At 64.5% G+C, this 20,016-nt stretch carries 18 protein-coding genes; 6 read left to right on the top strand and 12 right to left on the bottom strand.

Going from position 1 to position 20,016, the window contains the following annotated elements; all coding sequences use genetic code 11:
* Positions 1-102 precede the first annotated feature (102 nt).
* The 5 genes from iolD to ACQP1T_RS10810 are packed head-to-tail and all read right to left on the bottom strand — an operon-like array spanning position 103 to position 5,724.
* Positions 103-1,959, bottom strand: a complete 1,857-nt coding sequence (gene iolD, locus ACQP1T_RS10830; RefSeq protein WP_433759810.1) for a 3D-(3,5/4)-trihydroxycyclohexane-1,2-dione acylhydrolase (decyclizing) — start codon at positions 1,957-1,959, stop codon at positions 103-105.
* The gene (locus ACQP1T_RS10825) at positions 1,956-2,741 is read right to left on the bottom strand and encodes an ATP-binding cassette domain-containing protein (RefSeq protein WP_433759809.1); all 786 of its coding nucleotides are present in this window, start codon (positions 2,739-2,741) and stop codon (positions 1,956-1,958) included. Before ACQP1T_RS10825 ends, iolD begins: the two co-directional genes overlap by 4 nt.
* A complete protein-coding gene (locus tag ACQP1T_RS10820) occupies positions 2,738-3,790 on the bottom strand; it encodes an ABC transporter permease (protein WP_433759808.1) in 1,053 nt (350 codons plus the stop codon). The genes ACQP1T_RS10825 and ACQP1T_RS10820 overlap by 4 nt, the downstream gene beginning before the upstream one ends.
* 13 nt (positions 3,791-3,803) lie before the next feature.
* Positions 3,804-4,811, bottom strand: a complete 1,008-nt coding sequence (locus tag ACQP1T_RS10815; protein WP_433759807.1) for a sugar ABC transporter substrate-binding protein — start codon at positions 4,809-4,811, stop codon at positions 3,804-3,806.
* A 10-nt stretch (positions 4,812-4,821) separates the two neighbouring features.
* The gene (locus ACQP1T_RS10810; protein ID WP_433759806.1) at positions 4,822-5,724 is read right to left on the bottom strand and encodes a TIM barrel protein; all 903 of its coding nucleotides are present in this window, start codon (positions 5,722-5,724) and stop codon (positions 4,822-4,824) included.
* Between the two features lie 242 nt (positions 5,725-5,966).
* Between ACQP1T_RS10810 and ACQP1T_RS10805 the strand changes: the two genes are divergently transcribed.
* The 3 genes from ACQP1T_RS10805 to ACQP1T_RS10795 all read left to right on the top strand — a co-directional run bounded on the left by ACQP1T_RS10805 (position 5,967) and on the right by ACQP1T_RS10795 (position 8,902).
* A complete protein-coding gene (locus tag ACQP1T_RS10805; protein ID WP_433759805.1) occupies positions 5,967-6,989 on the top strand; it encodes a LacI family DNA-binding transcriptional regulator in 1,023 nt (340 codons plus the stop codon).
* 27 nt (positions 6,990-7,016) lie between these two features.
* Complete coding sequence (locus ACQP1T_RS10800) at positions 7,017-8,030, top strand: Gfo/Idh/MocA family protein (RefSeq protein ID WP_433759804.1); 1,014 nt, start codon at positions 7,017-7,019, stop codon at positions 8,028-8,030.
* Between the two features lie 137 nt (positions 8,031-8,167).
* Positions 8,168-8,902, top strand: coding sequence for a hypothetical protein (locus ACQP1T_RS10795; RefSeq protein ID WP_433759803.1), 735 nt, complete (start codon positions 8,168-8,170; stop codon positions 8,900-8,902).
* A gap of 210 nt (positions 8,903-9,112) precedes the next feature.
* Here the strand turns inward: ACQP1T_RS10795 and ACQP1T_RS10790 are convergent, their stop codons facing one another.
* Entirely contained in the window at positions 9,113-9,502 is a 390-nt protein-coding gene (locus ACQP1T_RS10790; protein WP_433759802.1) for a hypothetical protein, read from the bottom strand.
* 114 nt (positions 9,503-9,616) lie between these two features.
* Between ACQP1T_RS10790 and ACQP1T_RS10785 the strand changes: the two genes are divergently transcribed.
* Positions 9,617-9,907 (top strand): hypothetical protein, encoded by a 291-nt coding sequence (locus ACQP1T_RS10785; protein ID WP_433759801.1) that lies wholly within the window; start codon positions 9,617-9,619, stop codon positions 9,905-9,907.
* Positions 9,908-10,068: 161 nt separating this feature from the next.
* Here ACQP1T_RS10785 and ACQP1T_RS10780 read toward each other — a convergent pair whose 3' ends face one another.
* The gene (locus tag ACQP1T_RS10780) at positions 10,069-12,108 is read right to left on the bottom strand and encodes a TerD family protein (RefSeq protein ID WP_433759800.1); all 2,040 of its coding nucleotides are present in this window, start codon (positions 12,106-12,108) and stop codon (positions 10,069-10,071) included.
* 793 nt (positions 12,109-12,901) lie between these two features.
* Entirely contained in the window at positions 12,902-13,363 is a 462-nt protein-coding gene (locus ACQP1T_RS10775) for a nitroreductase/quinone reductase family protein (RefSeq protein ID WP_433759799.1), read from the bottom strand.
* Between the two features lie 102 nt (positions 13,364-13,465).
* Here ACQP1T_RS10775 and ACQP1T_RS10770 point away from each other — a divergent pair, with 102 nt between their 5' ends.
* A complete protein-coding gene (locus ACQP1T_RS10770) occupies positions 13,466-14,104 on the top strand; it encodes a TetR/AcrR family transcriptional regulator (RefSeq protein WP_433759797.1) in 639 nt (212 codons plus the stop codon).
* 192 nt (positions 14,105-14,296) lie between these two features.
* Here ACQP1T_RS10770 and ACQP1T_RS10765 read toward each other — a convergent pair whose 3' ends face one another.
* Entirely contained in the window at positions 14,297-15,703 is a 1,407-nt protein-coding gene (locus ACQP1T_RS10765) for a vWA domain-containing protein (protein ID WP_433759796.1), read from the bottom strand.
* Between the two features lie 130 nt (positions 15,704-15,833).
* Positions 15,834-16,724, bottom strand: a complete 891-nt coding sequence (locus tag ACQP1T_RS10760) for an AAA family ATPase (protein ID WP_433759795.1) — start codon at positions 16,722-16,724, stop codon at positions 15,834-15,836.
* 233 nt (positions 16,725-16,957) lie between these two features.
* Between ACQP1T_RS10760 and ACQP1T_RS10755 the strand changes: the two genes are divergently transcribed.
* Complete coding sequence (locus ACQP1T_RS10755) at positions 16,958-17,257, top strand: hypothetical protein (protein ID WP_433759794.1); 300 nt, start codon at positions 16,958-16,960, stop codon at positions 17,255-17,257.
* Between the two features lie 189 nt (positions 17,258-17,446).
* Here the strand turns inward: ACQP1T_RS10755 and ACQP1T_RS10750 are convergent, their stop codons facing one another.
* A complete protein-coding gene (locus ACQP1T_RS10750) occupies positions 17,447-18,418 on the bottom strand; it encodes an acyl-CoA thioesterase (RefSeq protein ID WP_433762134.1) in 972 nt (323 codons plus the stop codon).
* 145 nt (positions 18,419-18,563) lie between these two features.
* Positions 18,564-19,754, bottom strand: coding sequence for an alkane 1-monooxygenase (locus ACQP1T_RS10745; RefSeq protein ID WP_433759793.1), 1,191 nt, complete (start codon positions 19,752-19,754; stop codon positions 18,564-18,566).
* Between the last annotated feature and the right edge of the window lie 262 nt (positions 19,755-20,016).

Below are 20,016 nucleotides of genomic sequence, written 5' to 3'. Positions count from 1 at the left end.
CTCTAATGTGCACCAAGTGGTCGGTTTTCAGTTATACGGCCGTGACCAAGTGTGCCATGCGATCGTCATATTGTTGGCATTTCCGGTCCAGGCCACGAACGGCTAGTCCGCCGATTCGGCTCTGTTCAGGTAACGCACCTGCGCCGCTTTGGCCTCGTCGTAGGCCGCGCGGCCAGCCAGGTGTTCCGGCACACCGATCTCCCACCATGCGCCCGCATCGGTCCAGGCGGATGGCTGGGTGCGCACGACCACGACGGCCGGACGGGACTCGCTCATGGCCGCCGCCCGCGCCCGCGCGTACGCGCCGCGGAACTCGGTCAGGTCGGTCGCGGTGAAAACCGCGCAGCCCAATGACCTTGCGTGGCTTGCGAAGTCGGCGCGGGGCGGTTGTGCGTGGTTGGTGCGGCAATCGGCATAGAAGTTGTTGAAGGGGGCCCCGCCCTGTCCCTCCTGGAGGCGGGCGATCACCGCGTAGCCGTCGTTGTCACAGACGACCGCGACGAACCGGTGGCCAGCGAAGGCCGCGGAGAACAGCTCGGAGTTGAGCATCAGATAGGAGCCGTCGCCGAGCATGGTGGTGACCAGTCCGTGCACATGCGCCATCGCCGCACCCCAAGCTCCCGCGAGTTCGTAACCCATGCAGGAGAATCCGTACTCGACGTCCATGGTCGGCACGGTGCCGGTGGCCCGCCAACCACCGATCAGCTCGCCGGGCATACCACCCGCCGCGGTCATGACGTAGTCGTCCGGTGCGCTCAATTCGTTGACGACGCCGACGATTTGGGCGTAGCTCGGAATACCCGGTGTCGGGGCGCGCAGCTTGTCGATGTGGGCGTCCCAGGTGCTGCGCAGCCCCTCGGCACAGTCGGACCATTCGGCGTCGACCCGCCAATTGGCCAGGAGCGCAGCCAATTCCCGCACGGTCGCGTCGGCGTCGCCAACGACCGCGAGCGCGCCGTGCTTCACCGCGTCGAAACGGGCCGTGTTGATGGTGATCAGCCGGACATCCGGCGCGAAGACCGTCCAGGAGGCCGTGGTGAAGTCTTGCAGTCTGGTGCCGATCGCCAACACCAGATCCGCCTGTGCGGCAGCGGCATTGGCCGATGCCGAGCCGGTTGTACCGAGTGGGCCGGCATACAACTGGTGGTCGTGCGGCACGAGTGTGCGGCCAGCCGTCGTTTCGGTTATCGGAATACCGTGCCGCTCCGCGAACTCGAGTACCAGCCGACTCGCACCCGAATAGCGCACACCGCCACCGAGCACCAGCAGTGGACGTCGCGCCGACCGCAGTGCCCGCGCCGCCTCGGCCACTACCCGAGAGTCGGGGCGCGAACGGGTGATTCGGTGTACCACCGGCTCGAAGAGCGCCTCGGGGAAGTCGTAGGTCTCGGCTTGGACGTCCTGTGGCAATGCCAATGTCACCGGACCCACATCGGCGGCGTCGGTCAGTATCCGGGCTGCTTGCGGCAGCGTGGCGATGAGTTGTTCCGGGCGGGTGATGCGATCGAAGTAGCGACTCACCGCGCGGAACGCGTCGTTGACGGTAATGGTCGGGTCGCCGAAGTGTTCGACCTGCTGCAGTACCGGATCCGGCGCACGGCTGGTGAAGGTATCCCCTGGAAGCAGCAGCAGCGGAAGACGATTCGCGTGCGCAACTCCGGCGGCGGTGACCATATTCAGCGCGCCGGGACCGATCGAGGACGTCGCGATTCCGACCTGACGGCGGTGGGTAGCCTTGGCCAGGCCGATGGCCGCGAGTGCCATTCCCTGCTCGGTATGTCCACGCCAGACCGGGATCTCATCGCGGCGCTCGGACAATGCGGTGCCGAGGCCGAGCACATTGCCGTGCCCGAATATCGCGAAAGCGGCCGGGAACAACGGTACTTCACGACCGTCGAAGGTCTCCGAATGCTGGGCGACCAGCCAGCCGACCAGTGCCTGCGCCGTTGTCAGCCTCACGGTGTCACCACGCGCTGCAATTCGTGCGCCAGTGTGTCCAGTTCGGCACCACCGGCCATTTGCCTGGTCAGCTCCGGCAGATCGATCTCCGATTTCTGATACGAGCCGAGCGTCGCACCGCGTTTGAGCAGCAGGAAGCGGTCGCCGACCGGATAGGCGTGGTGTGGGTTGTGCGTGATCAGGATGACGCCGAGCCCTCGATCCCGGGCCTGCACAACGTATTTCAGTACGACACCGGCCTGTTTGACACCGAGAGCGGCGGTCGGTTCGTCGAGGATGAGCACCTTGGCCCCGTAGTGCACCGCCCTTGCGATCGCGATGCACTGGCGTTGTCCGCCGGACAGCGTGCCGACCGGCTGTTCCATATCGCGAATCTCGATCCCCATGTCCGCCAGCGCCTCTCGGGCGATATCGCGGCCCTTGCGACGGTCGAGCAGCCGCAGCGGACCGTAACCGACGGTGGGCTCGGAGCCGAGTACGAAGTTGCGCCAGACACTCATCAGTGGAACCACGGCGAGATCCTGGTAAACGGTCGCGATGCCATGGTCCAAAGCCTCTCGGGGCGAGGACAATCGGGGCGGCTGGCCGTCCAGCTTCAGTTCGCCGCGATCGTGCTGGTGCACTCCGGCGAGAATCTTGATCAGGGTCGATTTGCCCGCACCATTGTCGCCCAGGATGCAGGTGACCTGTCCGGCATTCACCACGGTCGAGACATCACGCAGCGCGACGACACCGCCGTAGCTCTTGCCGATATCGATCGCTTCGATCAGTGGTGGCGTCATCGGCGTACCCTTTCGGCTCGCTTCTTGAATACGTTGTTGACCAATACCGCGGCCAGCAGCAGTACGCCGAGGAACAGCATGAACCAATCGCTGTCCCACCCGGCGAAAACGATGCCCTGTCGCGCCATGCCGAAGATCAGCGCACCGATCGCGGCGCCGACCGCCGAACCGAATCCGCCGGTCAGCAGGCAGCCGCCGACCACGGCCGCGATGATGTAGTGCAATTCCAGACCAACTCCCTGGTTCGCCTGCACGCTGGAGAACCGGAGAATGCTGCAGGATCCGACGACCCAGCCCGCGAAGGCGGTGGTCATGAAGAGCAGGATCTTCGTGCGATCGGCGGGGACGCCGACGGCCCGCGCGCTCGGCAGCGCACCGCCCACCGCGAAGATCCAGTTGCCGAACTTGGTGCGTACCAACACAAGTGCGGCGATGGCAGTGAGCATCACCCACCAGACGACCGATGCCTGCAGGTGCGTATCGCCGATATCCAATGTCGAGGCGAAGACCCAACCGGCCGAGTTGTATCCGTCGGCGCTTCGGATGCCCGAGACCTGAACGGTTCCGGTGACCAGGCGGGTCACACCGAGGTCGAGGCCTTGCAGCGCAAGGAAAGTGCCGAGGGTAACGATGAAACTCGGTAGCCCCGTTCGCATCACGAGCCAGCCGTTGAAGGCACCCACCGCGAGCGCGAAGAGCAGCGAAACCAGCAGCGCGAGCCAGACATTCCAACCCGCGTGCACCGCGAGCAATGCGGTGACCAGTGCCGTGGAGGCGGTCATGACACCGGCCGAGAGGTCGAATTCGCCGCCGATCATCAACAGCGCGACCGCGACCGCCATAATGCCCAGCGTCGACGAATCATCCAGCCAGGTCGCGACACCGAGTGAGCTGAAAAAGCGGTCGGTGATGATCGAGAAGAATACGAAGACTAGTGCGGCACCGAGCAATGCGCCGATCTCCGGCCGCACGACCATTCGCTGCAACAGCGACGGCCCGTCCGGCGGAATGTTCGGAGTGACCTCGGCAGTTTGTGTGGCAACGGTCATTTCATCCACTCCCTCAGCGCATGCCGAGTGCCACGCGTGCCGCGACGGCTTCGACATTGTTCTTGTCGACGAAGGCGGGACCCGTCTGCACCGGTGCGCCACCACCGACCGAGTTCAGATTCGTCCGATAAAGCTGCAGCAATACGATCGGCAGATAGCCCTGCTCGTACTGCTGTTGGTCCACCGCGAACAGCAGCTTCCCGGCCCGAATCGCCTCGACCACATCGGTATTCAGGTCGAACGTCGCTACTGTCGCGGACGACTGCGATTCCTTGACCCCGTCCACCGCACGGGCGGCGACCTGTGAATTCAGCGTCAGCACGGCGTCGATGGACCTATCCGCCTCCAGAGCACCCTTGATGCGGGACTGGGCGTCGGTGGGATTGTTGATATCCACCTGCAGTGTGGTGCCATTGCCGAAGGCCTTGGTCGCGCCGTCACAGCGCTGGTTGGCACCGACATTGCCCGCCTCGTGGATCACGCACAGCAGCTTCTTGCGGCCCGCGTCGGCGAGGCGCTTACCCGCGGACTGTCCAGCCAAGGTTTCGCTTTGTCCCACATGGCCGATCGCACCGAACTTGGCGCTCTCGCTCTCGCCCGAGTTGATCGTCACCACCGGAATGCCCGCCGCGACCGCCTTTTCGATCGAGGGCCGCAATGCCTCCGGATTCGCCATTGATACGACGAGACCGTCCACGCCCTGTGCGACAGCGTTATCGATGAGTTTGGCCTGCTGGCCGGGATCGCCCGATGAGTTGTATTCGACGCGGACGCCGAGGTCCTTGCCCGCTGCCTCCGCGCCGTTCTTGACGACATTCCAGAAGGCGTCGCCGGGGCTGCCGTGGGTCACCACCGCGACGGAGCCCAATTTGCCCTGGGCGACCGGGGATTGGGTCGGCGCCGGGACATCCGCACCCGGACCGGTACACGCGGCGAGGAGGGTGGCCGCGGCCAGCCACGGCAGTACGCGGCGGGATCGCCGCCACCATGCCGTGCGTATTTCGAGCGACATCGTTGTCATCACTTCCCATCTAGATTCGAACTGAGCCCAGCGCGGAAGCTATGCCCGCAAGGTGGATCAGACTGCGGGCGGCGTCGCGGCTCGGCCGTTCTGCCGAATCGTCGGGGCGCAATGCCGTGTCCTGTTCGATGACATACCAGCCGCGGTAGCCTGCCGCGTGCACGCTGCGCACCATGGCCTCGATGTCGATATCGCCGTCGCCGAGCGGAACGTAGATGCCGCGGCGGACGGCATCGCTGTATTCCATTGCGCCGCTGCGCACTCGTTCGGCGATGGCTTTGCGTACATCCTTGAGATGGATGTGTCCGATGCGTTCCGGATAGCGCTGTGCGAGGCGCACCGGATCGGTGCCGCCGATGAGCAGGTGGCCGGTATCCAGGCAGATGTCGAGATCGGAATCGGCAAGGAACCTGTCGACTTCGGCTTCGCTCTCGACGTAGGTGCCGACGTGGGGATGCAGGGTGGTGCGCAGTCCGAAATCGGCGGCGACACCCCGGACGGCAGCGGCGGTTTCGATCAGGGTCCGCCACGCTTCGTCGGAAAGCGCTGGGCGCGTGTCGTATCCGTCGAGGCCGGTCGCGGCCGCGAGGACGATCACCTCCGCGCCCGTCGCGGCGAACAGCGCGGCGTTCTCGCGAGCAGTCTCGATTGCCCGCTCCGGGTCGCGATGCAGCGGGAGGGCCAGGAAGCCACCGACCGAGGTGATGTCGAAATCATCGAGCAGCGAGCGCAATTCGGCTGGATTCTGCGGTAGGTAGCCGGGTGGGCCCAGTTCCGTCGCGGAGATACCGAGCGCGGCCATCTCGGCGAGGACGGTTCGCGCATCGAGCACATGACCCCAGCCGGGGACTTCGCAGACTCCCCAGGAGATCGGCGCGGCCGCGATGCGCAGCGGATAGCGGGGTTGGGTCATCCGGGCTCTCCGACCTTCGGTGTCGATCGACGTATGGCGCTATTGGAGCGCTCCAACTATGTAACGCAGGTCATACTGTGTCAAGTACTGCATCGGTCGCTGTTTTATCGCTGCTACCTGGGAAAATTAGCGCTTCCAGCGGAAACACCCGCCGCTTGCGCTGGGAAAAATGTCGGATTAGAGCGCTCTATTGATTAGGCCTGGCCGACCTTGTAACGTCCGACACTGCAGGAGCACGCTGGATGCGGAACGGAGGCGATATGGCGCGACCGACCATGGAGGACGTCGCCGCCCGCGCCGGTGTGTCCCGCGCGCTGGTCTCCCTCGTCATGCGTAACTCCCCCAAGGTCAGCGAACATCGTCGCCGCGCGGTGCTCACGGCCGCGAAGGATCTCGGGTATCAACCGCACATCATGGCTCGGTCGCTGGCCAGCCGTACCTCCAACATCATCGGCGTCATGGTCTCCGACCTGCACAATGCGTTCTTCGCCGATGTGGTGGAGGGTATGGATGCGGCCGCTCAGGACGCGGGCGTGGAGTTGATCCTCAATACCGGGCGCCGCAGTGCCGCCCGCGAGCGCACCGCGCTGGAAAGCCTGCTGTCCTTCCACCCCGGCGGCATCATTCTGCTCTCACCCGTACTGCCTGTGGCGGCCATCCGAGACGCAGCCGAGAAGTGCCCGATCGTGCTCATTTCGCGCAGCTCGAACATTGGCGACGTCGATACGGTCAATGACGATGGCGAACTCGGCGCCGCACTCGCCGTGGATCATCTGGTCTCGCTCGGCCACCGCCGGATCGTGCATCTCGATGGCGGCGGGGCCTTCACCTCGGCCTCGCGCCGCCGCGGCTATCGCGCCGCAATGGCACGAAATGGGTTGGAGCCCATGATCATTGCCAGCGAGCACACGGACTCCGGTGGTATCGCCGCAGTCCAGAAGCTTCTGAACCTGTTCTCCCGCGACAACTTTCCGACCGCACTGGTGTGCGGCAACGACTTCAACGCTGTCGGAGCGATGTCCGCACTGGAAGAGGCCGAACTTTCGGTGCCGCAAGATGTTTCGGTCGTCGGCTACGACAACACCTCACTGGCCGCACTGCGACATGTTTCCTTGACCACCATCGATCAGCCGCGAATTCAAATGGGCCGCTTGGCAATCGAAGCGCTCATCGAACGGCTGCGCGACGGTCGCACCGAACCGGTGCGCCGCCGTCTGGAACCCGCCCTGGTCGTGCGCGCGACGACCGCGGCACCACGCAACTGAACTCCCATTTCACCAGAAGGAGCGCCGATGACAACTGCACTCACCGTGGGCCTGGCCGGCGTCGGCCGTATCGGCACCTCCCATGCCGAAACGCTGAAACACCTGCCCGGTGTCGACACCGTCATCGTCACGGATGCCGACGCCGAACGCGCCCACGCCGCCGCGACCAAACTCGGCGTCCAAGCCGTCGCCGACATCGACGCCCTCTTCGCCACCCCACTCGACGGCCTGATCATCGCCACCGCTACCGACTCCCACCCCGAACTGATCACCCGCGCCGTCGACGCGGGCATCCCCGTCTTCTGCGAAAAGCCGGTGGCCGCCGACATCCAAGGCACCCTCGCCGTCATCGCCCATCTCGAAAACTCCACCGTTCCAGTCCAAATCGGCTTCCAACGCCGCTTCGACGTCGGCTACCGCGCGGCCCGCGATGCCATCGCCTCGGGGGCACTCGGCTGGCTGCACACCTTGCGCGCCACGACGCTGGATCCGTCACCCCCGCCCGCCGAATACATTCCGCGTTCCGGAGGTTTGTTCCGCGACTGCGGGGTTCACGATTTCGACATAATCCGCTGGGTTACGGGGCGCGAGGTGGTCGAGGTCTACGCTACCGGCACCAACCGAGGCGCCCAATTCTTCGCCGACGCTGGAGATATAGACACCGCAGCCGTGTTGTTGCGCCTGGACGACGACACCCTCGCAACCGTCTCCCTCGGCCGCTACAACGGCGCAGGCTACGACGTCCGTCTAGAAGCCCTCGGCTCCCGCGGGAATGCCATCGTCGGCCTGGACGACCGGTCACCGTTGACGTCCGTCGAACCCGACTATGCCCCGTCGCCATACCCCGCCTATCCCGGCTTCATGGAACGCTTCCGTCGTGCCTACACCGACGAACTCGCGGCGTTCCTCTCCGTGGTATCTGGTGAACTCGCCAACCCCTGCACACCCGCCGACGCACTCGAAGCGTTCTATATCGCTGAGGCGTGCGAACTTTCGCGACACGAGAACCGGCCCGTTGCCCTGATCGAAATCCGCCGCTGACCGACCCGCGTAGCACTGGGCTTCCCTCCAGCAGCATTTCAGCGCGTCGGTGTTCGTTTACCAAATCTGGCGATGACCGATGACTGGTTACCCTTGCTTCACCCGTGTACTGATGAGCCATGCACGATGAGGAGACCTTGATCGCTGCCGCGCGCCGATTCGCCGATGGGGATCTGTTCGCGGTAGCGGATGTGGGCGGCTGGCGTGCCTTGGACGTTGGCGAGCAGGTGAGGCTCCGACATTTGCTGCGGGGTATGAGCGCTGATGAGACTCCGCGACCGCTCGGCGAGGAAAACGGTGATGTTCTCTTCGACTGGTTCGCTGTGCGTACTGGGGACCACGACGCTTTGCTTGATGAACTCGGCCTCACATGCGCGCTTCCCGCGACTCACCAACTCGGCCTACGTGTATGGGGGCGGGGCTGTGTGTACGTGACCCCGCAATGGGATGGCTGGACGCTCATCTGTGGTTACAACCTTCCGGTATATTCCGCAGGTGCCATGCGTTCGTTTCTGGAGCGGCTGAGCCGCCGATTCGGCGAGGCCCACTGGTACGGCGCGGACTACGGTTACCAGGGCTGGGCGTTGGCCGAGAGTGGTGAGCTGGTGCGTCTGTATATCTCCGGCGATTCCCCGGATGAGGATGAGGTCTTCGGTGAGCCACATCGGGCTGAAGTGGATGCGGCCCTGACGTGGTATGCGGACATCGAAGACGACGAAGAGGACGGCCGGCCACGTTGCGGCCCCGCGGCTGTCGCAGCGTACGGATCGGTGGATCCGACGGCGGTCGGACCGGACACCCGCGTCGAAGGGCATGGCCTGATCGCCGTCCAGGACCCCGCGTCGGCGCCACTCGGGGTGTTCCCGCTCTAAAAGCGCAGCAACATGGGACGTTTCGCTCGCGTCCACGCGGTTGTGTCAACTACATCGTCAATTCGGCATAGAAAGCTCGAGGTAACGGTCGCAGCTGGCTTCGTCCCGTCTCGGTGCCAGGAGCAAGCTGCAATCGGTCACAACTGGCGCCTGCAACGCTCATCGAATGCCGCGCTAATGGCCACAGCTGGTGACAACTAAGACCTGCCGTCACCACGACTCCAGCGTCGGTCCGGAACGCCGCACCGCGACCACCTGATTCGAATCCTCGTACAGGATCTCCCCTAGCGCATCGGAATCCAACCGCACCCACCCCACGCCGTGCGCGTCAAGGATCGCGAGATACCCCGCCACCCGCGCGATCATCCCCACAGCCGCCGCCTTGAACCACGACGCTGCTCCTGGATGAACCGCATGGTCGTAGATCCCAGGATCCACCCCACTCGGATCGACAAGATTCGCGTTGTACCAATCATTGTTGACCCGCCGAAAACGCTCCTGCTCCCCCGTCAACACCCCCGCCCGCGCCAACCCGTTGACCAGCCCGAACACCCCCGGATACCGCCCATGCCGGTTCGCCTCCGCAGCTTCGAACCGCACAAACCGACGCTCGCCCACGAACCTGTTGTACCGCAAAAGATGTCAGACCCTGCTGCAACACTTCTCGTAGCCAGCCCGACTGACCTCCAGCAGCCGACATCCTCGGGGGATCTCATGCCATTCGCCGCACTCACCACCATCGCGATCCTCTGCATCACGGCCGCAGTCACCGCCCTGACCGCATCCGTAGCCACCGACTCCCGCGCCACCAAAGCCACCCAAGCCGCCAAATCCTGCTTCATCGGCGACAACCTCCCCACCGACGCCTACTTCGCCACCCGCTCCCGCTACACCCGCCTCTCCCAAATCTCCACCCGCCTAATGACTTCCGGCGTCCTGCTCCTACTACTGGGAGTAGCCGCCCTCGCCCTGGCCGCGTGGCAGCACAAACACGCCAGCAACTAGCGCGATCTCTCGGTATCACGCTTGTCGCCGCGCATCCCGCGAGAGTGGGGCGACATCAGGAGCCGTCAGGTCCAGACCTCGTTCGAGAAGTTGGTTCCAGCCGAGCCGCTGAAGACGACGACGTCAGGAGATCGTCACCGCGATGATGTCGCCCATACGGGTCACATATCGGCGGCCACCACAGCTTCCGGCTGGGAGGGATCCGGCTGCTTCGGCGCCGCCGGTACCCATCCACGCAGCGGCTGAATCACCGCCCCGTAGAACGAGTCGGTCGCCGAGGTGACGCTGGTGATGAAGCTCGCCGCCGTCCCGGATCGCCGGTTGCCCATCGGGAAGGTCTGCTCGAGTGAGAAGGACACGATAGTGCCGACGCGACCGCTCGTCAGCACCTTGGCATCCGCGCGCACCTTTTCGAGGTGCTCACACGCTTCATTGCCCCGCTCCGAAAACACCGCTTCGACCTGAACATCGCCTGGTGCGTCCACGAGCTGCTTGAGCAACCACGACACCCGACGACCGGATGTCCCTTCGTTCGGCGCGTCGAGGGTCGTACGGCAGCGAATCTTGTTGGTTCGAATGTCCGCGACCACGACCAGATCCCCCGCAGTGTCCGGAATCCGCAGCACAGCCTCGAATGTTCCATCGGCAGCCAGCCGCTCTGTAACGGCTGCGCTTCGGGCGACTCGATCGGTGAGGTGTCGCCGGGACAGGACGTGCTTGACTGTCACACCGAGTTCAGAGGTCAGCCGCAGCGCCAGATGGCGCGACAGAGACACCCATGTATCGGCGACCGTCAATGCCTTTTGGTCACCCGCACGCAAAGTACCCGCCGTGACCGCGTCGCGAACAGCAACCCAGTGGCGCCCCATGTCGACGAACTCGACGGCGCCCGACCGAGGATGGTCAAGATATCGCAGGAACTCACTCAATATCCAGACCTGCAAGTCGTCCTCGACACCACCGTGCGAGAGCAACATTCGCGCCTCGTGCGCCACTTCCGCCCACGACAAATGGCGCAGGGCGACCTTCGTCAGCTTGCGGCGGTCGACCTCTACGGGAAGTTCACCCGCGCTGGCCGGCACATCGTTCGACAGGCTGACCACCGCGTCGTACTTCTTCCGACGCGCCACATCGAGGTAGCTCTCGAGTTGATCGCGCCTGAGCTTGCCGTTACCGGTTTTGACCTCGAGTAGACCAGTCCAAATCCGACTGCCCCGAACTACCTTCAGCACCGCGTCCGGGATGACCTTCGATTCGCCCCGCTCGTACTGCACTTCGACATATCCCTCGAAAGCGCCTACCGGAGCACCTATCCTCGCGCACAGCGCCCGAGCGAATGGACGCACGACCTGCATCGTGGCGATCAGCGCCGAGGTAGCGCGCTTCTCCTGCTCCTCGCCCGCACCGACTCCGAACACTGAGAACAATCGAGCCGGCTGCCAGTTGTCGCCCTCAGCGAGCCTGAACTCAATCGGCTTGGCCTTCTTCGCCACCCGCTTGGCGGTTCGCACGCCGCGGGTCCGCACAGTGGTATTCGGCTCGTTGTGTGGTGCTCGCTGGTGGAGCGGCGCAGCGACATCGACGGAACCGACATCCTGTGCGACAACCGGCTCGGGCTCGCTCGCCGGTGCCGCACCCAGCGGCGTAACGGACGGATCGGGATCCTCATCTTCATCGATATCGACGCCGAAATCCGTTGCCAGGCCTGCTAATCCAGAATCCCAGCCTTGTCCTACCGCCCGCACCTTCCACTCGCTGCCCCGGCGGTACACTTCGCCGAACACAAACGCCGACTCCGAAGTGGCATCAGCGGTGACGTACTCAGCCAAGATTTTGCCCGCCGCATCAACGACGCGGAGCGCAAGTTTGCCGAGGTCCCCGAATGTTCCACTGCCGACGCTACCGGCAAGCGCCACTGTATGAACATTGTCCGGAACGGCCGATAGTTCGATCGCGATCCTGGCCTGCGCGCCCTCCTCGGTCGCGCTTGTACCCAAGAATCGCACCGAACCGTCCGACGATTCCGGCTGGTTGTAGAAGACGAAATCACTGTCGGAGCCGACCTTTCCGCCCGCGCCTAGCAGTAGCGCGGACGCATCGACCTCAATCTCCGACTCCACCCACCCGATCACGACATCGACCCGGACGACATCCTCCGGCAACGGCAGATTCTGGCCCTTGATCAGGATCGGAGACGTCACAGCGGTCACCCTTCGACGATCGGTACGCACAGTCACAGATAGAGCTGGGGTCAGCCGGTAATGGTGCTGTCCCCCATTGCAATCGACGCCAGAGATCCGCGGCGATGCTGTGCTTTTCGGCCGGGGCGAACCACCTGTTACATGCCGCCAGCGGGCGCGGTGGCGACATGTCGATCAGCAGCGTGTGGGTTGTGCGCCGCCCGCAAAATGGAGTGGTTCCGGCGCGCGCACGCGGACGAGTTTGCAGTGTTCCTACGACAGCCGAAGCCGCGGAACGAGGCTGTTCGGCTCGGGTGCATTCGGGTCACTTTCGTAATCGCGCCGCGCCACGCCCCACACCGCCCTTCGTTGCCGCAGTGGCCGCGCAATGCTCCTGACGACCGGGAGTCACGCCACCAGCAGTGCCCGAGCGCGCTCGTTGAAGTCTGCGACCAAAGGGTGCGGCCCGAATGTCCTCATGCGCTGTTGAACGTCGCGGACCGCTTCCACCGAGCGAGACGACTTCACCTTGCTGGAGAGATCAACCGTCCGCACACCTGCCGCGTAGGCGGCATCAAGGTCGCGCTTCTGGATGTGCGTAACCGCCAACGCGGCATGGCACAACGCACCGCGCCGCGCACGATTCTGCTTGCGGGCGTGGGCGATCGACCGTCGGGCGTGCGGTGCAGCGTCCTGTGGAGACGAGAAGCGCCGGCGTAGGTGGTCCCGGGCTGTGCTCGCCGTCGACACGAAGACTATGGATTCAGACTAGTTGGCCGAGCAGTTGTGGCGTCGCGCTGAAGATCATCGCAGGTCACAGGGGTCGGAGGCGGATTATGGCGGTGCCTCGGGATAGGGCCGCGCGGAGGGTGGGGAGGTTTACGGTGCCGTCGGGGTCGAGGTGGATTTTGGCGAAGCGGCCGTGGGTTGGGTTTTGGGTGAGGATTTCGCGGTAGAGGGTGGCGGCTCGGGGTTCGTCGGTGATGACTTCGTGGGTGGCTTGGAGGGTGGTGCCGCGCAGGAGGATTCGGACGGGGGTGTTGGGGATGAGATTGTGGCGCCAGTTGGCGGCGGTGCCGATGAGGAGGTGGCCTTCGTGTTCGGCGTAGCCGACGGGGTTGGCGTATTCGCGGCCGGTTTTGCGGCCGGAGACGGTGATGACGAGGAGCCGTTTGCTGAGTAGGGGGTGCAGTGGGGAGCGGAGGATCAAGCGGACGATGGCGTCGCCGGTGCGTTGGATGCGGGATTGGGGGGTGGGGGTTTTGGTGCTGGTCATGGGGATGACTCCGCTGATCGGGTAATTACTGAGTAGATACTCAGAAAATACGCCCGGGTGCGGCATACTGCAAGGGCGGATCGGTGCGAAGAGGAGGTTGCGGTGGCGAAAGCTGCGGATGGTGCGCGGGCGGCGCGCGGGCAGCGCGGGCAGCGCGGGCGACCTTCGACGGGGGTGCGGGAGTCGATTGCGGTTGCGGCGCAGGAGATTTTGGTGGAGGCGGGGGTGGCTCGGTTGTCCACGAAGGAGGTGGCGAAGCGCGCGGGGGTGGCCGAGTCGAGCATCTTTTATCACTTCGGCGATCGAATGGGGCTGTTGCAGGCGGTGATTCAGCGGCATTTGCGGCCGGTGAAGGATGTGCTCGGCGAGGTCGAGGAGGAGCCGGGGCTGCGGGCGGGGCTGGTGGCGCTTGTCGAGGCGTTGGAGGAGTTCTTCGTGGATGCCATTCCGGTGATGGCTGCGGTGCAGTCGGATGTGGAGTTGCGCGCGAAGTTTGCGGAGCGCAGTCGAGAGTTGGATATCGGGCCGCATCGTGCGGTCGACGCCGTGGTCGCACACCTGTCGATGCCGCACGCCGACCGGCGCGTGCCTGAATCGGTAGATCTACGAGCTGCCGCTTTACTACTGGTCGGTGCTGCGCATCAGCGGGCGCTGCAACGTCAGCTGAGTCCGCCTGATGTGATCGCGGGACTGCCCACAATCGAATCCGTTGTCGATACGGTTATGCCGATCTTCAACTGATACCGTCGAGCCCAATCGCGCAGGCGAACGGTGAAAGATCTCGCGGAAATCGACCTGGCAACCGTCCGCGCAGTCAGTCTGGCTGCCCATGAGCGGGGCACAGCGAGACGGAACTGCTCGAGCGCTCCCTGACACGCCGTCAGTCGGTTGGCAGGGCGGTGATGATCGGCCATCGACGCGCGACGACCCGCGTCACGCAGGGAGGAGTCGACCGATTACCTCTGCCAACTGCTTGACGTTGCGGCATTCGTGCATGGTGATGTGGTCGGCGTAGACGCGGGCGGCAGAATCGCCGGTGGACCAGGAACGGGCCGGCTCCGGATTGAGCCAGTAGGCATGCTTGGCCCGCGAGGACATTGTTTGCAAGGCAGGGAGATTCGGGTCGGTGCGGTTGGTACGAGCGTCGCCGAGAATCAACAACGAAGTACGGGGGCCAAGGGCGTCGAGGTAGTTGTCGACAAAGCCTTGGAAGGCCTCGCCGTAGTTGCTGCTGCCGAAGCGAGCGACGTTGGTGTGGCGGATGATTCGTGTGGCAAGGTCGGGGGCGGGGGGTTCACCGGGGGTGAAGTGGGCGGTGATTTCATCGCAGGTGTCGATGAAGCCGAAGCTGCGGACCTTGCTGAATTGGTCTTGTAGCGCTTGGAGGAGTTGCAGGGTGAATTCGGCGAAACCCGTTACGGAGCCGGATAAGTCGGCGAGTACGACCAGGTCGGGGCGGCCGTGTTTGCGGGCGCGCAAGACCGGATCGATCGGCACACCCCCGGTTGCCATGGAGCGACGCAGGGTTCGACGCATATCGATCTGGCCGCGAACCGCTTTGCGGCGACGGGCGGCGAGGCGGGTGGCGAGCTTACGTGCCAAAGGGTTTACCAGGCGGCGCATTTCGGCGAGGTCTTGGGTGCGTGCGCCGAGGAAGTCGACCTGATCGGTACTGGATTCCACGCCGCGGCGCGCGATGTATTCGGTGCCGCGGAGTTGGGCGGAGCGCAGGCGCGCCTCGGTTTGGACGGCGGTGCGGAATTCGCGGAGGCGCCGGTCGGCTTCGATGGTGCGGACGGCAGTGTCGAGATCGGTGCCCATACGCTCGACGACGCGGACGGTAAGTTCTTCTGGCCGTAGGGATTTCATGGTCAGATAGGAGGACCAGCCCGCACCCGATGCGGCGCCGACCGGGCGGGAGGGCTCGCCGGTGCCGACTCCCCCGTAGCCGCCCAGTGCGGTGAGGGCCTGCCTGGCGAGTTCGGTGACGGCGGCGCGGTCGTCTCGGGTGAGTGCGTCCACCAGTCGGTCACGTAGCTCGTCGACGGATTCGGGAGCCGACGGGGTTGCCGGTTGCTCGACGGTCAGGAAGTAGAGGTCGAAGAGCTGGTCGAAGACGGCGCGCTGGCCGTTGCGGCGCAGCAGGCAGGCGGCCATGCCGGAGCGCAAGCGGTTCCGGTCGGCCATACCGAGTGCGAGCATCGCCTCTGCGGCGTCGATGGTTTCGCTGGGGCCAGCGGAGATGCCGTGCTCGCGCAACAATCCGACGAACTCGATCAGGCGATCGGTCATCGTGTCGGTAGTTTGCTCGGGGCCGCGCCGCTCGAGTGGCCTCACCACGCGCCCTCCCTCGACACCCGCACCTGTTGCCCCGATCGGCACCCGCTGCCGGTGCCTCCTGAGAGCGCGGATCCCGCGAAACGTCGCGGGTGGACGCATGCCTGCTCGACGCGTCGTGGGGCTGCCGCGATCATGACGGTCTGCGCTCGCTGGGATCGACCGCGGAAAGCTCGAGGCGGTCGACGGCGATGCGGTGGTCGGCTTGGTATTTGAGCAACACACCGAGGGTGGATCGGATGACTGTGCCGGTGAGGTTGCGGGCGCCAAGGGCTACCAGAGTTCTTGCCCAGTCGACGGTTTCGGCGATCGACGGAGGTTTGCGGAGGGTGAGTTCGCGGAGGGCGGCGACGGTTCGTACTACCGGCTCACCCAGCGTTTCGTCTAGCTCGGGGACCTTCATGCGGACGATCGCGCGCTCCAATTCCGCTGTCGGATAATCGATATGGAGGTAGAGGCAGCGGCGCTTCAACGCTTCGGAGAGGTCGCGGTTGGCGTTCGAGGTGACGATGACGAAGGGCTTGCGGACGGCGGTTACCGTGCCGAGTTCGGGGATGCTGACCTGGTAGTCGCCCAGGACCTCGAGTAGCATCCCTTCGAGTTCGATATCGGCCTTGTCGAGTTCGTCGATGAGCAGCACGGTCGGATGCGGATTCCGGATCGCGGCCAGTAGCGGGCGCTGCAGCAGGAATTCTTCGGTGAAGACGTGGTCGCGGGTGCTGTCCCAGCCCTCGTTGTCCGTTGCGGTAATGCGCAGCAGTTGCTTGGCGTGATTCCACTCGTAAAGCGCGCGGGCCTCATCGATGCCCTCGTAGCACTGCAGGCGCACGAGGTCGGAGGTAGTCGCGGTGGCGATCGCCTTGGCCAGCTCGGTCTTGCCGACGCCCGCCGGACCCTCGATCAGCAGGGGCTTGCCCAGGTGACCGGCGAGGAACACCGCGGTGGCGATGTCGGTGGATGGCAGGTATCCGGCGTCGGTGAGCCGCCGCGTCACCTCGTCGACCGAGCCAAAGAACTTACTCATCGGTAACAGTCTAGAACCAGCGGATTTCCGCTTCATCCCTGAGGCCGAGACGCACCGTCTGGGGGACTCGTCATACCAAAGGATGAATCTCCCTGAAATCGTGTTCGCACCATTGCCATCGGACCGGTCGCGGCCGAGGGTAGAGCTGCAAATCCGTTGCGTCGCCGGGTATCCCCTGCATCCGGCGAGCAACGACGGCGTCTACGCGGACGCGAAGATAGAAAGGATCCACGGTGTTCTCGAGAACGACTCCCCGCCGCTCGACCCGAGTGGCCATCGCCGGTGCCCTCGCCGCAGTCCCATTGACCGCGCTGGCCATCCCCGCCTCGGCCGACCCGGCCACCAGCGAACCCGGCGTCACCGAGGTGCGGCACCCGCACAACAACGACTGGGATTGCGACCGCCCCGGCTTCTTCGACGACTGGAACCACTCCCCCGGCCGCTGGGACGACTGCGATCTCCCCGGCCGCTGGAATGACCCGTGGCGTTTCCCCCGCCACCTCTTCCCCCGCGGCACCTTCGGCAGCAGCTGACCAAGACCGAACGGCCCGGCCCCCCAAATGCCGGGCCGTGCTCCGGCGGGCGGCTTGCGCATACCCAGCGCATATCGCGCAGGGCTCTACCTGTGCGAAGTGCCCATCGGATATGCGACAGCGATGGAACGGCTGGCGCGCGGGGGCTGCGGACGGATCGAGAACGGTTGGCGGCAACCGGCATTCAGCTCACGGCATCGGCACCCGGAAATGGTTGGGTTCGGCATCCGCTGGCACATCACTGGCCTGCGTGAACCGCTCCACCTCCGCACGCAATTCGATCAGATGACGCGCATGCGCATCGAGCGCCTCATCCTCCGCCGAAACCGGAACCCATTGGCGCACCGGCCGCGCCTTACCGTTCTCATCGACCGCGACAACCACCGCGAGACCGTGCGCGGCGAGCGCCGGTTCATCGGAGTGCGTATCCGTCGACGTCACATGCACGCTGACATGCATACTCCGCGGCCCGGTGTGAATCAGCCGCGCGCTCACTTCGACAATGTGTCCGATGACAATCGGCCGGTAGAACCGGATCCCGCCGAAGTACGATGTAATCACGTGCTGCCCAACCCAATCGGCACCACATATATACGCCGCCTCGTCGATCCACTGCATGGTGCGACCGCCGTGCACCTTGCCGCCCCAATTGATATCCGAAGGCGCGGCCAGGAATCGCAATATCGATCTCGGCGCGGTCCCTTCCGCGGTGTACTGCTGCGCGGCCATCGCCTCCTCGATGCGTTTGCGAACCGAAACCCGCGCCCGCGCTTGCCGATGCCGCTCGAGTTCCAGAATCGAGGTCGGATTCCATTGCGGCACTTCGACAGTCCGCCGATCGTCGTCGATCGCGACAAAGATCGTCAGGCACTGCGCCGTCTGCACCGGTTTGCGTCGCGTGGGATCGGTCGAATAGACGCTGACGAGAATATGCATGCTGGTGCGTCCGGTGTGCACGAGATTCGCATGCAGCTCGACCAACTCACCAACCGCGATCGGACGGTCGAGATGAATATTGCCGACGTAGGCGGTAACGCAGTAGCAACCGCTCCATTGCGCCGCCGCCGCATAGGCGACCTTGTCGATCCATTCGAGTAGCTTGCCGCCGTCGACCGAACCGGCGATGCCCGCATCGGCCGGTTTGACGAGAAAGCGGTGGATAGCCTCGGCCCGGCGAACGGCCGAAGCCGGACTCGGAGCGGATACGGGGACAAAGGTGCTGGATGAGATGCTCACGACTCACGATCTGTTCGGCTGACAATGGTTCGACTCCGCTGTCCTCGCCAGAGGATAGGCAACCGCGCCGCTACGGGCGAGTAGTCAGCCGGGCCGATGCGGCGGTCAGTGGACGTATCCGGCGCAGCGAAAGGAGATGCCGTCTGGTTCGGGGTTTGGCGTTGACGAGGCTGATATCGCCGCCGTAGTGGGCCAGCACGCGACGATCCATGACCGCGCGCCAGATCGGCGGGACGATGGCCAATAGGATCATGCTCGCGTAGCCCGCGGGTAGCTGTGGCGCCTGTTCAGAGCTGCGCAGGGTCTGGTAGCGGCGGCCCGGATTCGCGTGGTGGTCGCTGTGGCGTTGTAGATGGAACAGGAATAGGTTCGTGACCAGCCGGTCACTGTTCCAGCTGTCACGCGGGGAGCAGCGCACATAGTTGCCATTGCGACCACGCTGGCGAAGCAGGCCGTAGTGCTCGACGTAGTTCACCGTCTCGAGCAATCCCGCGCCGATCAGCGCCTGCAGTGCCAGAAATGGGATCACCGCAGGCCCGAAGAGCAGGATCAGTGTGCCGAACAGCGTGACACTCATCGACCATGCCTGCAGCAGATGATTCTCCAGGCTGAACCAGCGCTTTCCCTTACGGGATAGGCGTTCACGCTCCAAACCGATGGCCGAGCGGAAGCCGCCGAACATACTGCGCGGCAGGAACTCCCACAGCGATTCGCCGAATCGGGCACTGGCCGGATCTTCCGGCGTCGCGACGCGCACGTGATGGCCACGGGTGTGCTCGACGAAGAAGTGCCCATATCCCGATTGCGCCAGCGCGATTTTCGCCAGCCAGCGTTCGAGGCGCTCGACTCGATGGCCGAGTTCGTGGGCGGCATTGATTCCGATGCCGGACACGAACCCGAGCGTCACGGCCAAACCCAGCTTGTCGGAGACGCTCAGCGCCGGTCTGGCCCAAAGATATCCCGCGATGAGCAGGCCGATGAACTGTAGCGGCAGAAAAAGGTAGGTGCACCACCGGTAGTAGCGATCGTTGGACAAGGACTCGTAATCCTCGTCGCGCGGATTGCTCCCGTCATTCCCTATCGCCCAGTCCAGCAGGGGGATCACCACGAGCACAATGATCGGGCCGATCCACCAGAATATTTCGAGGCCCGTATGGACCACCAGCTGGGAAGGAAGTACCGAACAAGTCGGAGCGATCAACCCCAGTATCCACAGATACCGCTTGGGGTCGCGTCTTTCCGTATTCTCGAAGATCGACATAGGTGCCTCGAGCCTCCAACAGAACAACACTGACAGGGGGTGGGGCCGCCGAAATCCGTTGCGGTAAAACTGTCGCTCAAGAATAGCTGTGCCTGCGCCGACTGCCAGCAATCTGTCGAAATCAACTTTCTGACCTGGTGGCTTGCGTCAGCCGAGTGGCGCATAGTCGCCGCGCCCGCGGGTGCCGCGGGCGGAGATCGAACGCGGTACTCGAACAGCGTGCCCGGCGGCGGGTTTCGGCCCTGGAACTCGCCGCCGCCGG

Origin of the sequence: Nocardia sp. CA-135398, from assembly GCF_050955845.1 — a bacterium.
Classification (GTDB): Bacteria; Actinomycetota; Actinomycetes; order Mycobacteriales; family Mycobacteriaceae; genus Nocardia.
Note: the sequence above shows the minus strand (reverse complement) of the source record. Positions and strands in the feature narration are given on the sequence as shown.